Origin of the sequence: Agromyces sp. NPDC127015, from assembly GCF_042725165.1 — a bacterium.
GTDB lineage: Bacteria > Actinomycetota > Actinomycetes > Actinomycetales > Microbacteriaceae > Agromyces > Agromyces chromiiresistens.
On record NZ_JBHXDI010000002.1, the window covers coordinates 623,393 to 636,308 of the forward strand.

The 12,916-nt window shown below is 72.2% G+C and carries 15 protein-coding genes; 6 read left to right on the forward strand and 9 right to left on the reverse strand.

Features of this window, described 5'->3' with window-relative positions:
• The first annotated feature begins 121 nt into the window (after nucleotides 1–121).
• Nucleotides 122–940: a hypothetical protein gene (locus ACFWGP_RS09110; protein WP_376930720.1), complete on the forward strand. Its 819-nt coding sequence runs from the start codon at nucleotides 122–124 to the stop codon at nucleotides 938–940.
• Between the two features lie 108 nt (nucleotides 941–1,048).
• Here ACFWGP_RS09110 and fgd read toward each other — a convergent pair whose 3' ends face one another.
• From fgd to cofE, 5 genes are all read right to left on the reverse strand, one after another.
• Entirely contained in the window at nucleotides 1,049–2,077 is a 1,029-nt protein-coding gene (fgd, locus tag ACFWGP_RS09115) for a glucose-6-phosphate dehydrogenase (coenzyme-F420) (protein WP_376930721.1), read from the reverse strand.
• Nucleotides 2,074–2,898 (reverse strand): 2-phospho-L-lactate guanylyltransferase, encoded by an 825-nt coding sequence (gene cofC / locus ACFWGP_RS09120; RefSeq protein WP_376930722.1) that lies wholly within the window; start codon nucleotides 2,896–2,898, stop codon nucleotides 2,074–2,076. Before cofC ends, fgd begins: the two co-directional genes overlap by 4 nt.
• The gene (locus ACFWGP_RS09125) at nucleotides 2,895–3,893 is read right to left on the reverse strand and encodes a TIGR03557 family F420-dependent LLM class oxidoreductase (protein WP_376930723.1); all 999 of its coding nucleotides are present in this window, start codon (nucleotides 3,891–3,893) and stop codon (nucleotides 2,895–2,897) included. The genes cofC and ACFWGP_RS09125 overlap by 4 nt, the downstream gene beginning before the upstream one ends.
• A gap of 134 nt (nucleotides 3,894–4,027) precedes the next feature.
• On the reverse strand, nucleotides 4,028–4,768 hold the full coding sequence (locus ACFWGP_RS09130; protein ID WP_376930724.1) for a GntR family transcriptional regulator: 741 nt from the start codon (nucleotides 4,766–4,768) through the stop codon (nucleotides 4,028–4,030).
• Nucleotides 4,769–4,853: 85 nt separating this feature from the next.
• Entirely contained in the window at nucleotides 4,854–5,651 is a 798-nt protein-coding gene (gene cofE / locus ACFWGP_RS09135; protein WP_376930725.1) for a coenzyme F420-0:L-glutamate ligase, read from the reverse strand.
• A gap of 134 nt (nucleotides 5,652–5,785) precedes the next feature.
• Between cofE and ACFWGP_RS09140 the strand changes: the two genes are divergently transcribed.
• The 4 genes from ACFWGP_RS09140 (at nucleotide 5,786) to ACFWGP_RS09155 (ending at nucleotide 9,388) form a co-directional block, all read left to right on the forward strand.
• Nucleotides 5,786–6,259 carry a DUF6328 family protein gene (locus tag ACFWGP_RS09140; RefSeq protein WP_231429557.1) on the forward strand — a complete coding sequence of 158 codons (474 nt, stop codon included), beginning with the start codon at nucleotides 5,786–5,788 and terminating at the stop codon, nucleotides 6,257–6,259.
• Between the two features lie 41 nt (nucleotides 6,260–6,300).
• Complete coding sequence (locus ACFWGP_RS09145; protein ID WP_275505153.1) at nucleotides 6,301–7,143, forward strand: exodeoxyribonuclease III; 843 nt, start codon at nucleotides 6,301–6,303, stop codon at nucleotides 7,141–7,143.
• A 57-nt stretch (nucleotides 7,144–7,200) separates the two neighbouring features.
• The gene (locus ACFWGP_RS09150; RefSeq protein WP_376930726.1) at nucleotides 7,201–8,499 is read left to right on the forward strand and encodes a serine/threonine-protein kinase; all 1,299 of its coding nucleotides are present in this window, start codon (nucleotides 7,201–7,203) and stop codon (nucleotides 8,497–8,499) included.
• A gap of 70 nt (nucleotides 8,500–8,569) precedes the next feature.
• Nucleotides 8,570–9,388 (forward strand): alpha/beta fold hydrolase, encoded by an 819-nt coding sequence (locus tag ACFWGP_RS09155; protein ID WP_275505151.1) that lies wholly within the window; start codon nucleotides 8,570–8,572, stop codon nucleotides 9,386–9,388.
• 36 nt (nucleotides 9,389–9,424) lie between these two features.
• Here the strand turns inward: ACFWGP_RS09155 and ACFWGP_RS09160 are convergent, their stop codons facing one another.
• Together ACFWGP_RS09160 and ACFWGP_RS09165 are read right to left on the reverse strand one after the other, a co-directional pair.
• Entirely contained in the window at nucleotides 9,425–10,021 is a 597-nt protein-coding gene (locus ACFWGP_RS09160) for an NADPH-dependent FMN reductase (RefSeq protein ID WP_376930727.1), read from the reverse strand.
• A gap of 86 nt (nucleotides 10,022–10,107) precedes the next feature.
• On the reverse strand, nucleotides 10,108–10,878 hold the full coding sequence (locus tag ACFWGP_RS09165; protein WP_275505149.1) for a DNA alkylation repair protein: 771 nt from the start codon (nucleotides 10,876–10,878) through the stop codon (nucleotides 10,108–10,110).
• 56 nt (nucleotides 10,879–10,934) lie between these two features.
• On the opposite strand from ACFWGP_RS09165, the gene ACFWGP_RS09170 reads away from it, so the two are divergent.
• Entirely contained in the window at nucleotides 10,935–11,441 is a 507-nt protein-coding gene (locus ACFWGP_RS09170; RefSeq protein ID WP_231429551.1) for an N-acetyltransferase, read from the forward strand.
• 55 nt (nucleotides 11,442–11,496) lie between these two features.
• Here ACFWGP_RS09170 and ACFWGP_RS09175 read toward each other — a convergent pair whose 3' ends face one another.
• Together ACFWGP_RS09175 and ACFWGP_RS09180 are read right to left on the reverse strand one after the other, a co-directional pair.
• Nucleotides 11,497–11,994: a hypothetical protein gene (locus ACFWGP_RS09175; RefSeq protein WP_376930728.1), complete on the reverse strand. Its 498-nt coding sequence runs from the start codon at nucleotides 11,992–11,994 to the stop codon at nucleotides 11,497–11,499.
• Between the two features lie 214 nt (nucleotides 11,995–12,208).
• Nucleotides 12,209–12,772, reverse strand: a complete 564-nt coding sequence (locus ACFWGP_RS09180) for a hypothetical protein (RefSeq protein ID WP_376930729.1) — start codon at nucleotides 12,770–12,772, stop codon at nucleotides 12,209–12,211.
• Nucleotides 12,773–12,916: the final 144 nt, after the last annotated feature.

The window sequence follows — 12,916 nt, forward strand, 5'->3', positions numbered from 1 at the left end:
CGTCGACCCCAGATCGCCCTCGTGAGGCGCTAAGGCACGTGACCCGACGAACCACGATCGCCACGGCGATGAAGACGAGCTCGAGCCCGATGCCGGCGGCCATCAGACCCCATCCGAACGGGTGCGCCGTCAGGGCGATCACGAGTCCGCCGACGACGAGCACTCCGCACACGGCGATGTCGAACAGCGAACCGATCCGGCCGAATGGGCCGAGCCGGAGATCCCGTCGAACGTGTGTCGTCAGGGCCGGGATCACCGGGCGAGCGAGCTTGAACTCGGTTTCCGACCACTCCGGCCCCATCCCACCAACGCAGCATGTCGCCCGCGATGGGGTCCGCATGCCAACCCGGCTGAACGGAGTCGGGCGGCGGTGGGTGGCTGCTCACGCGAGGGATTCCTGCACGTCGTTCAGCCGAAGGCACGCTATCGTTGCTCCACCGCACTGCAGGGAGCACCGTTGCGCCGAATCCTCGATCTCAGGATCACCCACTGGGGCTGGAAGCTCGTGTATGTCGTCGCCGCGTACCTGCTGCCGATTCCGGCACCGGCCGCGACAGCGATCGGAATGAGCGATGCCTGGTTCATGACGATCAGTACCGTCTGGACGATCGTCGCCGTGCTCTACGGCGCCCGCATCTTCCGTGGCCGCGGCGAGCCCATCGCGCCCCCTCGACAGTGGTGGCAAATGACCGCGCGACGGACACTCTCGCGAAACCTCGGCGTGTTGTTCGCCGTGGTCACCGTCTCCTCCCTGCTGGGTCTCGTGTTCGAACTCTCAGGCCCGACCGCCCCCAGGACCGCCCTGGTCGTCAGCGTCTTCAGCCTGGTCGAGTTCGGCGTGCTCGCGTTCCTCTATCTCAACTCCGCCGCCAGGCTGCCCCGGCGCGGCGCCCAGCCGACTGAGCCCACCTTCACACCGAAGCGTCTGCCGATCAGCTGAGCTCGCCCGACCGAAATGTCGGAGAATCTGCCGCGAACCGCTCAACTCAGCGCTGAACGAGCGAATCCTCCGACATGTCGACCGGCGGGCGGGCCCGCGCAGCCCGCCTCAGCCGCGCGCCCGCAGCCGCGGCGCCAGGTCGCGCTCGAACAGCTCGAGGAAGCGGCGCTGGTCGTGCCCGGGCGCGTGGAACACGAGGTGGTTGAAGCCCCAGTCGATGTACTGCCCGATCTGCTCGGCCACCCGGTCGGGGTCGGTGCCCACGATCCAGCGCTTGGCGATCACGTCGATCGGCAGCGCATCGGCGGCGCGCTCCATCTCGACCGGGTCGGTGATGTCGTGCTTCTGCTCCTTCGAGAGCGACAGCGGCGACCAGAACCGGGTGTTGTCGAGCGCGGTGTCGAGGTCCTCCTCGTACGAGAGCTTGATCTCGATCATGCGGTCGTACTCGTCGAAGGTGCGACCGTCGTCGCGCGCCGCGAGGCCCTCGCGAACCGCCGGCATGAGCTGGTCGACATAGAGCTCGGCGCCCTTGCCCGACGTGCAGATGAAGCCGTCGCCGGCACGCCCGGCGTACTTCGCGACCTGCGGTCCGCCTGCCGCGATGTAGACCGGCACCGCGACATCCGGCCGGTCGTAGATGGAGGCGTCGTGCGTCGAGTAGTACTCGCCCTCGAAGCTGACCTGCCCCTCGTCCTTCCAGAGCGCGCGCATGAGGCGCACCGACTCGCGGAGCCGGGCGTAGCGCTCGCGGAACTCGGGCCAGTCCTGCTCGCCCGCGCCGCGGAAGCCGGTCGCGATCTCGTTGAGCGCCTCGCCCGAGCCGAAGCCCGCGATGATGCGGTCGGGGTAGAGCACGCCGAGCGACGCGAACGCCTGGGCGAGCACCGCCGGGTTGTAGCGGAACGTCGGCGTCATCACGCTCGTGCCGATCTTCACGGTCGAGGTGCGCTCGCCGACCGCGGCCATCCACGCGAGCGAGAACGGCGCGTGCCCGCCGGTGTGGCGCCACGGCTGGAAGTGGTCGCTCGTGAACACCGACTCCATGCCGTGCCCTTCGGCGGCGACGGCGATCTCGACGAGCTCGCGCGGGTCGAACTGCTCGGCGCTGGCCTTGTATCCGAGGGTGAGGGTCATGTCGTGCTCCTTCTTTCTGCTGGTTGAGCCGGTCGAAACCCGGTGTGCGGCAGCGATCCCTCGGCGAGCACGGCGACCGCTTCGGCCGTGCGCCCGCCGACGCCGAGCTGCAGGGCGCGCTCGAGCGCCTCGACGGTGTCGACGTCGCGGCGGAGGCTCGCGAAGGGGGCGCTGCCCGCGAGGTCGGCGAAGCCGGCCTCGCGATGCCGTGCCGCCGACTGCTCGCCGAACGCGGGGCGCATGAGCACGCCCTCCGCGGCGGTCGCGAGGGTCGTGCCGGTTCCGTCGGCGTCGGCGACGAAGGCGAGTGGATGCCTGGCGGCGGCCTCGAGCGCGAACTCGAGCTCGCTCGTGCGGAGGGAGGGCAGGTCGCCGAGCAGCACCGCGACCGGTGCGAGCCCGTGGGTGCGGGCGTGGTCGACCCCCGCGTCGATCGCGGCGGTCAGCCCGGTCGGGGCGGGGCGGGCGGGCGAGCCCGCCTGGGCGCCGTCCGGTGGGGCGTGGCCTTCGGCCGGTGCCGGTTGCGGTTCGCGCACGAGTTCGACGCCGTCGGGCAGCGGCGACCCGAGGTCGACCTCGCCGGTGACGACGACGATGCGACCGACGTTGCGAGCGGCGCGTGCCGCCGCGATCGTGTCGAGCGCGAACGCCCTGGCGAGGGCGGCACGCGCCTCGGCGGGTACGACGGGCCCGAGCCGGGTCTTCGCCGCGGCGAACGCCTTGACGGGGACGACGACGGTCCAGTCGGCCGATCGTGCCTGCGCGGTCGGCCCGGCCGGCGGGAGCGACTCGGCCGAGGCATCCATGCCGGCGCCGCTCATGCGCGCAGCCTCGGAAGCACCTCGCTGCCGAAGACCTCGAGCCATTCGGCCTGGTTTCGCCCGACGTTGTGCAGGTAGATGCGATCGAAGCCGAGGTCGAGGTACCGCTGGATCTCGGCCCGGTGCCGGTCGGGGTCGGCCGACACGACCATACGGCCCTCGAAGTCCTCGGGGCGCACCGTGCGCGCGAGCTGCTCGAACTCGAACGGCGAACGGATGTCGCTGCGCCCGAACCGCATGCCCGCGATCGGCCATTCGGTGAGCGCGTTGCGCATCGCGTCGCCATCGGTCGAGGCCCACGACAGGTGCAGCTGCAGGATCTTCGGCATGCGCCGCACGTCGCGGCCGCCGTCGCGCGCACCGTCGGCGAAGCGCGCGAGCAGCGCCTCGAGCCGGTCCATCGGCCCGGTCGTCGTGATGAGCCCGTCGGCGACGCGGCCGGCACGGCGCGCGGTGACAGGCCCGGCGGTCGCGACGTAGATCTCGGGGGCGACCGGCGGCATCGTCCAGAGCCGGGTCGTCTCGAGCTTGAAGCTCGGGCCGGCGTGGCGCACGTCGCGGCCGGCGATCGAGGCGGTGAACAGCTTCCTGATGAGCTCGACGGCCTCGAACATGCGGTTGATGCGGTCGGGCGCCTCGGGCCAGTACTGGCCGACGACGTGCTCGTTGAGCGCCTCGCCCGAGCCGATGCCGAGCCAGTGCCGGCCGGGGTACATCGAGGCGAGCGTCGCGCTGGCCTGGGCGACGACCGCGGGGTGGGTGCGGAAGGTCGGCGTCGTCACGCCCGGACCGAAGTCGCCGCGGGTGCGTTCGCCGAGCGCGCCGAGCACGCTCCAGACGTGCGAGGCCTGCCCCAGGCGAGGCGTCCAGGGCTGGAAGTGGTCGGTCGCCATGACCCCGGTGAACCCGTGCTGCTCGGCGAGCGCGGCGAGCGCGACCGCCTCGGCGGGAGGGAACTGCTCGAGCATGGCGGCGTAGCCGATGTGCACTGACACTCCTCCATCCTCTCGCGGGTCGACCGGGCGGCGTCACGCCGAGGCATTTCCTCGTGTGCGTCGTGAGTCATTCTTTCGGATACTGGATCCAAAAGGCAAGAACACGCGGATGCCTCGCACTCGCGCCGTCCGCGTCAGCGGCGCGCGGGCGCCGGGGCCGATTCGCGGTCGAGCAGCTCGAGCACCGCGTCGCGCACGTGCTCGAGGTGCGAGCGCAGCACGCCGACGGCGTGCTCGACGTCGCCGCCCTCGACGGCCGCGATGAGCTCCTCATGCGAGTGCCCGTGCTCCGCGCCGTCGACGAGACGCCAGCCGAGCACGTACCGGCCGACCTTGAGGCGCAGCTGCTCGATCATCTCCCAGTGCACGGGCCGGCGGGCGGCGTCGTAGAGCTCGGCGTAGAACTCGGTGCGCGCGTCGACGAAGTCGGCGCCCTCCTCCTCGGCGTCGGCGGTGCGTCCGAGCGCACGCAGCCGCTCGAGGCGCTCAGGGGTCATCTCGGCCATCGAGCGACGCAGCGCCTCGACCTCGAGGAGCGTGCGGATGTCGTACACCTCGCGCGCGACGTCGGCCGAGAGCGACTTCACCACGGCGCCCCGCCGCTCGTGGAACTCGACGAGCCCGTCGGCCTCGAGCTGGATGAGCGCCGAGCGCACCGGCAGTCGCGAGACGCCGATCGACTCGGCCAGCGTCTCCTGCCGCAGCTTCTGCCCCGGCGGCAGCGTGCCGTTGAGGATCGCATCGCGCAGGATGTCGTAGACCATCACGCCGACCGAGCGATAGCCCGTCTGGTGCTTGCCGGCGAGCTGCTGCAGGGCGTCGGCGTCGAGCCCGGAGCCCGGGGTCCGGCCCGTCGGGGCGGTGAGTTCGCTCATGGCAACCGAATGTATCGGAAGAACCGGCAGCGGGCACAGGGTTTGGATCCAAAAGCCGAAGCCAGTGCGCCGGTGGGGCGGCGGCCTACCCGAAGTCCTCCGAGGTGGAGCGGAGCGACCCCTCGGCCTGGGCCTCGTCGAACCCGGCCCGGTACCCCTCGTCGTACGCCTCGTCGGCGCCCTGCCGGAACAGGTCGCGCTCGCTCGGCCGCTGGATCGAGCGCGCACCGGGCAGGTCGAGGTCGCCGACGTAGCGGTCGAGCCCTCGGACGATGGCGACCGGCACCCCCGACGACTTGCCCTTCACGAGCTCAGCGGCGCCGGCGATCTCGTCGGCCACGCACGGCATCGTCACGGAGAGGGGCTTGCCCGAGGCATCCGTGCCGCCCCGCAGGTCGTCGAAGACGTGCACGCCGGCCGCGCCGATCGCGAGGTCGGTCTGCCCCTCGCGCCAGGGCCGGCCGAGCGTGTCGGAGAGGATGACGCCCACGCGGTGCCCGGTGAGCGCGCGCAGGCCGGTCGCGAGATCGCGTGCGGAGGCGTCGGGATCGACGGGCAGCAGCAGCACGGTGCCGTCGGGCGCGTTCGAGGCGTCGACCCCGGCGGCGGCACCCACGATGCCCTGCCGGTTCTCGACGATGCGGGTGATGCCGCCGTCGTACTCGCGCGTCGCGACGACGCGCACGGTCTCGGCGGTGATCGCGGCTTCGCGGTCGGATGCCTCGACGACGCGCCCCTCGGCCTTCGAGACGATCTTCGACGTCACGACGAGGATGTCGCCGTCGGCGAGGTCGGTCGCCCCCGCGATGAGCGCGGCGAGGTCGTCGCCCTTCGAGATCTCGGGCAGCCCGTCGACGCCCTCGACGCTGAAACCTGCAGCCATGGACGCTCCCCCATCGGACTCCGCTGCCGCCGGGTGGCGGCGCAACCATTCTGGCAGTTCACCGGCCCTGCCATAGCGGGCGGGTCACAGGCAAGGGCCTGAACCGACCGGATGCCGCGGCGATACGATCGCGTATGGCCACCGACACCTCCGCCGCGCGGAACGAGACGCCGACCGAGCGCCTCGACCGCAACTGGGCGGACATCCTGCAGGAGCTGCGCTCCGTGCTGACGGGCACGCAGCTCATCTCGGGCTTCCTGCTGGCGGCCGCCTTCCAGCCCCGCTTCGCCGACCTCGACGAGTACGAGCTCGTGCTCTACCTGACGCTCGTCGGGCTCGCCGGCCTCGCCACAGTGCTCGGGCTCGCACCCGTGATCCTGCACCGCATGCTCTACGGGCGCCGCCAGAAGGATCGCCTCGTGCGCACGGGAAACCGGATCCTGTTCGTGCTGCTCGGCGTCGTGTCGCTGCTCGCGGTCGGCGTCGCCGGGCTCATCTTCGACGTCGCGGTCAGCCGCGAGGCCGGCTTCATCGCGATCGCCGTCGCGCTCATCGCCGTCGCGGCGGTTTGGATCGTGGTGCCGGTGCTCGCGCGCAGCGGCGACTGACGCGGCTCGTGGTGTCGCCGGCCTGACCTACGCTGGAACCCATGCGCATCGCCACCTGGAACGTCAACTCGATCCGCACCCGCGTCGGCCGTGTCGTCGACTGGATGGTGCGCGAAGACGTCGACGTGCTGGCCATGCAGGAGATCAAGTGCAAGCCCGAGCAGTTCCCGCACGAGGCGTTCGAGCAGGCCGGCTACGAGCTCGCGCTGCACGGGCTCAACCAGTGGAACGGGGTCGCGATCGCGAGTCGCACGCCGATCCGCGACGTCGAGATCGAGTTCCCCGGCATGCCGGGCTTCCTGAAGGGCCACGACGGGCCCGACCTGCCGAAAGAGGCACGGGCGATCGGCGCCACCGTCGACGATGTGCGGCTCTGGAGCCTCTACGTGCCGAACGGCCGCGCGCTCGGCGACCCGCACCTCACCTACAAGCTCGACTGGTACGCCGCGCTCACCGAGTACACCCGCGCCGAGACGACGGCCCACCCCGAGCGTCCGTTCGCGCTCATGGGCGACTTCAATGTGGCGCCGTTCGACGTCGACAACGGCGACCCGACCGTCGTCGTCGGCCAGACCACCCACGTGTCGCCCGAAGAGCGGTCCGCGTTCTTCGCGCTCGAGGGCGCGGGGCTCTCCGACGTGGTGCGGCCGCACGTGCCCGAGGGGCTCTTCACCTACTGGGACTACAAGCAGCTGCGGTTCCCGCGCAACGAGGGCATGCGCATCGACTTCATCCTCGGCTCGAAGGCGTTCGCCGACGCCGTGACCGGCGCGTCGATCCACCGCAACGAGCGCAAGGGCGACGCCCCGAGCGACCACGTGCCGGTGCTCGTCGACCTCGAACTCGGCGACGACGACGGCGACCTGCCGATGATCTTCGGCTGACTCGCCCCGACCGCAACCCCCAGTCATGACGCAGGCGAGCGGGATACGCTCGAAGACGTGACGAGCACGCACCATCCCGGCGCCGACCCGTTCATCGGGGCGGTGCTCGGCGGGCGCTACCGGCTCGAGGCGCTCATCGGCCGAGGCGGCATGGCGAGCGTCTACCGCGCCCACGACGAGTCGCTCGGCCGCGCCGTCGCGGTCAAGCTGTTCGCCGAGGCCGCGGAGGGCATCGACGACGCCGCGAGACGGCGTTCGGAGGTCGCGCTGCTGGCGAGCCTCCAGCACCGAGCGCTCGTCCGCCTGTACGACGCCGCCCGCGACCCCGCGACCGGGCGCGAATACCTCGTGATGGAGCTCGTCGAGGGACGGGACCTCCGCGAGGCGCTTCGGCACGGGCCGCTCGACGCGGCCGACGCGGCCGGGATGCTCGCCGACCTCGGCGAAGCCCTGCACGTCATCCACGACCGCGGCATCGTGCACCGCGACGTGAAGCCCGCGAACGTGCTGCTCGAACCGGCTCACCTGCCCGCGCGCACGTGGAACGCGAAGCTCGCGGACTTCGGCATCGCCCGGCTCATCGACGACGCCCGGCTCACCCGCACCGGGCTACTCGTCGGGACCCCCGGATACGTCAGCCCCGAGCAGGTCGGGGGCACGCCGGCCGGCCCGGCCTCCGACGTGTACTCGCTCGGGCTGCTCGCGCTCGAGGCGCGCACGGGCCGCACCGCGTTCCCCGGCCCCGCGGCCGAGGCGGCGGGCGCCAGGCTCGTCCGCGACCCCGAGATCCCCGAGGCGCTCGGCGCCGACTGGGTCGCGCTGCTCAGCGCGATGACCGCGCGCGAGCCCGAGGCGCGACCCTCGGCGCTCGAGGTCGCCGTCGCCGCCGGACGCCTCGACACGTACGGCGCCGGCAGCACGGCGACGGGTCCGACGCGGGTGCTGCCGGTCGCGGCCGGCTCGGCTGCGGCCGGCGCGACGGCTGCCGGCATGTCCGGCGCGTACGGAGCCACCGGGGCCACCGTGGCCATGCCGGCCGACGAACGCGATGCCCCCGAGGGCGATCGTCGCTCGCGTCGGCGTCGACCGGCCCTCGTCGTGGCCGCCCTCGCGATCGCCGCCGTCGCGATCGTGCTGATCACGCACGCGGTCATCGGTGCGGTGACCACGGGCGGCGAAGCCGACATCGGTCCGACGCCGACGACGCCGGCCGACTCGAGCACGCCGAGCGAGACCGCGACGCCGACGCCGACGCCGACCGAGGCCGACGACGACAACAGCGGGCCCGGCAACAGCGGCGGCAACCGCAACGACGGCGACAAGGACGACAAGGGCAAGGGGAAGAAGGACGACTGAGCGGGGTCGACGCCGTTGCGCCCCCGGCGCCCGTTCGCCGGGGCGACGCCCTGAGCCCTAGCATCATGGGATGCCCGTTCTCGAACTCCCCGGCGCCGGACTCCGCTACGAGACGGCCGGCGCCGTCTCCGACCCCGCCCTGCTGCTGATCCCGGCCGGCATCGCGACCCTGCGCATGTGGGACGAGCAGGCCGAGGCCCTCGCCGCGCAGCACTTCGTGGTGCGCTACGACCCGCGCGGGTTCGGCGGCACGAGCCACGACTTCTCGGTGCCGTTCGCCAACCACGACGACGCGATCGCGCTGCTCGACCACCTCGGCATCGAGCGGGCGACCGTCGTCGGTGCGAGTCGCGGAGGGGCGCTCGCGATCGACGTCGCGCTCGCGGCTCCCGACCGCGTCGCCGGCCTCGTCACGATCGGCGCGCGCATCGGCGGCCACCCCGACGTGGCGCCGACGCCCGACGAGCAGCATCGCATGGACGCGGTCGATGCGATCGACCCGCTGGCCGACCCGGCCGGGTACATCCGGCTCGAGACGGCACTGTTCGCCGTCGGCACCGGGCGAGGCGAGTCGGACCTCGACCCGGCGTTCCTCGCCCGGGCGCACGAGCTCGCCGAGCCGAACATCGCGCACGTGGCCGACGACGGCGAGCAGGTGCCGCTCGACCCACCCGCTGCCGAGCGCCTCGGCGAGATCGCCGTGCCGACCCTCGCGATCGTGGGCGAGCACGACCTCACGCCCTTCGCCGTGCAGTACGAGGCGATCGTCGAGTCCGTGCCGCACGCGACCGGGATCCGCGTCGCGGGCACCGCGCACCTGCCGAGCGTCGAACGGGCCGACGAGGTCGGCGCAGCCCTCCGCCGCTGGCTCGACGAGCACGGGCTCTAGCCGACTCCGCCCGCGCGGCCCGACCCGCCCGTCGCGTCAGTCGGGCCGCGGCAGCACCGTGAGCACGCGCGTCGTGAACTCGAGGAAGCGCCGCATGAACACCCGCAGGAACTCCTCGGTGCTCTCGACCGTCACCTCGCCGTCGGGGGTGATGAGCCCGGGCGTCACGTGGATGTACGCCTCCGGCGCGTTCATCTGCGGCGCGTTGCAGAAGCTCAGGATGCTGCGCAGGCTCTGCTGGGCGACCGCCGTGCCGAGCGCCCCCGGCGAGGCGCCGATGACGGCCGACGGACGCCCGGTCAGCGCGTTCTCGCCCCAGGGGCGGCTCGCCCAGTCGATCGCGTTCTTAAGCGGGCCCGGCACCGAGCGGTTGTACTCGGGCGTGACGAACAGCAGCGCATCCGACGCCTGGATCGCGGCCTTGTAGTCGCGCGCGACCTGCGGGTAGTCGGGGTCGTAGTCGCGACTGTAGAGCGGGAGGTCGCGGTAGACGATCTCGTCGAACGCGAACTCCTCGGGCGCGATTCGCATGAGCGCCTTCGCGAGCGTGCGGTTGATCGAGTCGCTCGCGAGGCTGCCGATGAAGACCCCGACCCGATAGGGCGGCTCGTGGTGGATGATGTCGACCTGCATGTGAGAACCCCCTCGTCTCGTGGGTTCCAGACTGCACCCGCTCGCGGCGACCCGCCAGAGGCACGACCCGGCAGGGATCCGCGAGGTCAGCGCATCGCGCGGTAGGCCGTCCGCTCGTCGGGCGTCAGGTGCTCGGTCGCGTACGAGAGCATCGTGCGCGGCATCCGGGCCGCGTGCTCGTCGAGGAACCGGGTGAGTTCGGCCCGGTCCACCCGTTTGCCCGCCTCGCGCAGCATCCAGCCGACCGCCTTGTGGATGAGGTCGTGGCGATCGTCGAGCAGCCGCTCGGAGATCGCGAGCGCCGGGCGGGCATCGCCCGCCTTCGTCGCCGCGAACGTCGCGAGCACCGCGACGCGGCGCGGCCACACCGAAGGGGATGCCGCGAGCTCGACGACGAGCGCAGGTTCGACCTGCTCGACGGGGGCGCTCGTGAAGAGCACCTCGCCGACGAGCACCTCGGCCGAGCTGTCGACGAGATCCCAGTTGTCGACGCGACCGCGTCGCACCGCCGCGAGGTAGGCGTCGTGCAGTCGCAGCCGAGCCGCCTCGTCGCGCGTGCGCGTGCGGCTCGCGCGGCCGAACTGCGCGACCATGACGAGCAGTGCCGCGAGGCGGTGCTCGTGGATGGGGCTGTCGAGGAGCTCATCGACCTCGGCGGGGGGCAGCTCGGTGAAGCGGCGCACGACCGCGCGGGTCTCGGGCACCGTCACCCCGATGAAGCGATCGCCTTCGGCGTAGCCTCCGGGGCCGGTCTTGAAGAACCGTGCGAGCTGCGGTACCCGGTCGGGGTCGGCCGCCTCTGCGAGCGCGGCGCGCACGGCGTCGGCGCCCTGGGCCGCGGGCGAGGCATCCGTCATGCCGGTACGCTACCGCGGCCCTTCCCTCTCGGCGGGGCATCGGCCACGATGGAGCGATGAGCGAAGCGATCACCGAGACCGAGCCAGCAGCAGACGGCGACCAGGTCGTCGAATTCCGCCCGATCACGGGCGACGACCTGCGCATGTGGCTGCCCGAGTCGATGGCCTACTACGAGGCGGCGCGGCTGCGCGCCGGCGACACCCCGTCGGAGGCGAAGGCGGCCGTCGAGGCGTCGACGAATCGCTTCTTCGCCGACGGCGAGATGAAGCCAGGTCATGTGCTGCTCGCGATCTTCGTCGACGGCGAGGATGCCGGCTGGCTCTGGCTCGGCCCGTGGGCCGAGGGCGGCGACGCCTGGTGGGTGTGGGACGTGCACGTGCGCGAGCCCTTCCGCCGGCGCGGCCTGGGGCGTGCCGCCATGCAGCACGCCGAAGAGGTGGCGCGCGAGCACGGCTCGCCGACGCTCGGCCTCAACGTCTTCGCCTACAACCTGCCCGCGATCGAGCTGTACGAGAGCCTCGGCTTCGAGGCGGCGTCGCTGCACATGGCGAAGAGCCTCTGAACGCGAAGGGCCCCGGCACGCGCGGCGTGCGGGGGCCCTTCGACGGAGGGAGCGGTCAGGCTCGCGCGGGCTCGTCTCCAGCGTCGCGCGCCTCGGCCGGTGCGGATGCCCCGGCGGCGACCGGCTCGGCGGCGGCGTCATCGTCGGTGGCGGGCTCGGCGGCGACCGGCTCGGCGGCCGTCGCCTCGTCGAGCACCGGCGCCGCGACCGGCTCGGCGTCGAACTCGTCGTCGTCGATCGACTCGACCTCGTCGGCCGGCGCTTCGGCCGCGGGCTTGGAGAGGGCGCCGAAGCCGATCAGCGCACCGAAGAGGGCGAGCGACACGACGATTCCGACGATTCCGGCGGTGACGAGGCCGCTCGAGGCGACGATCGCCGACTGGCTGCCGTAGACGTCGGCCGCGGTGCCGGTCTGGCTCGTGAGCGCGGCGTTCAGGGTCGCGGTCGCCGAGTTCGTGGAGAGGGCGCCGATCACGGTGACGACCACCGAGCCGGCGAGCGCGATCGTGGGCAGGATCAGCGCAATGGGGGCGGACGGACGGGCAGTGGTCATGCGGGCGACTCGATTCGGATCGTTCACGACGGGTGCTCGGGAGCGAGCCCCGCGGGCCGACGGCATGCGACCCGAGCCTCGACGATACGGGTGAAGGCTATGGGTCGGCTATGCCCCGTCTCCACGAACGCATCGTGCGATCAGCACCGCTGCCTCAGCGCAGCACGAGAGCGGGGTCGGCCGGTCAGGCACGAGCCCCGCTCTCGGTCGCGGCTCATCGATTGCGCGGTGAGTTCGGTCGCGGCGACGGGGTGGGCACCGGGGTCGCGTTCTCGTGGGCGGTGAACTGCTCGGCGTACTGCGCGAGGCGCTGCCCCTGCTGGTCGGCGGCGTTCGTGCCGGCCTCGCCGACCGATTCGGCCTGCTTCTGCTGACGCATGAGTTCGGGGATCGAGACCGTGACGCGACGCTCTCCGAGGCGTTCGCGGATCGCCTGCTGCTGCAGGCTCACCGCGTCGAAGGCGCGCGAGTCGAACGACTGCTGCACGGCCTGTTCGCCCTTCTCGGTACGAGCGGCCCGCTGCTGTGCGGATTCCGCACGAGCGGCGTCCTGCTGCGCCTTGAGCGAGGTGGTCGCGCGCTGCTGCACGCCGCCGTGGGCGGCGGTCCGCTGCAGGGCGGCCTCGCGACGGGCGCTGTCCTGCTGGGTCTGCAGCGAGGTGATGCTCGCGGCGCCCGAGCCCTGCTCGACCTGCGAACGCACTCCGGCGCACCCGCTGATCGAGATGATGATCACGGCGGCGCCGATCGCAGCGGCTCCGCCCTTCTTGATGTTCATGGTCCTCTCCTGTTCTGTCGGGGGTTGACGGGGATCTGAACGATCCTCAAATTACGGATCGGCGGGACCCTCGACATCAGGACGCCCACCGGACCTGCGGTCGGTTCCGGCGCGGGTCCGGAGGCGTGCAGGCACCGAGGGCGG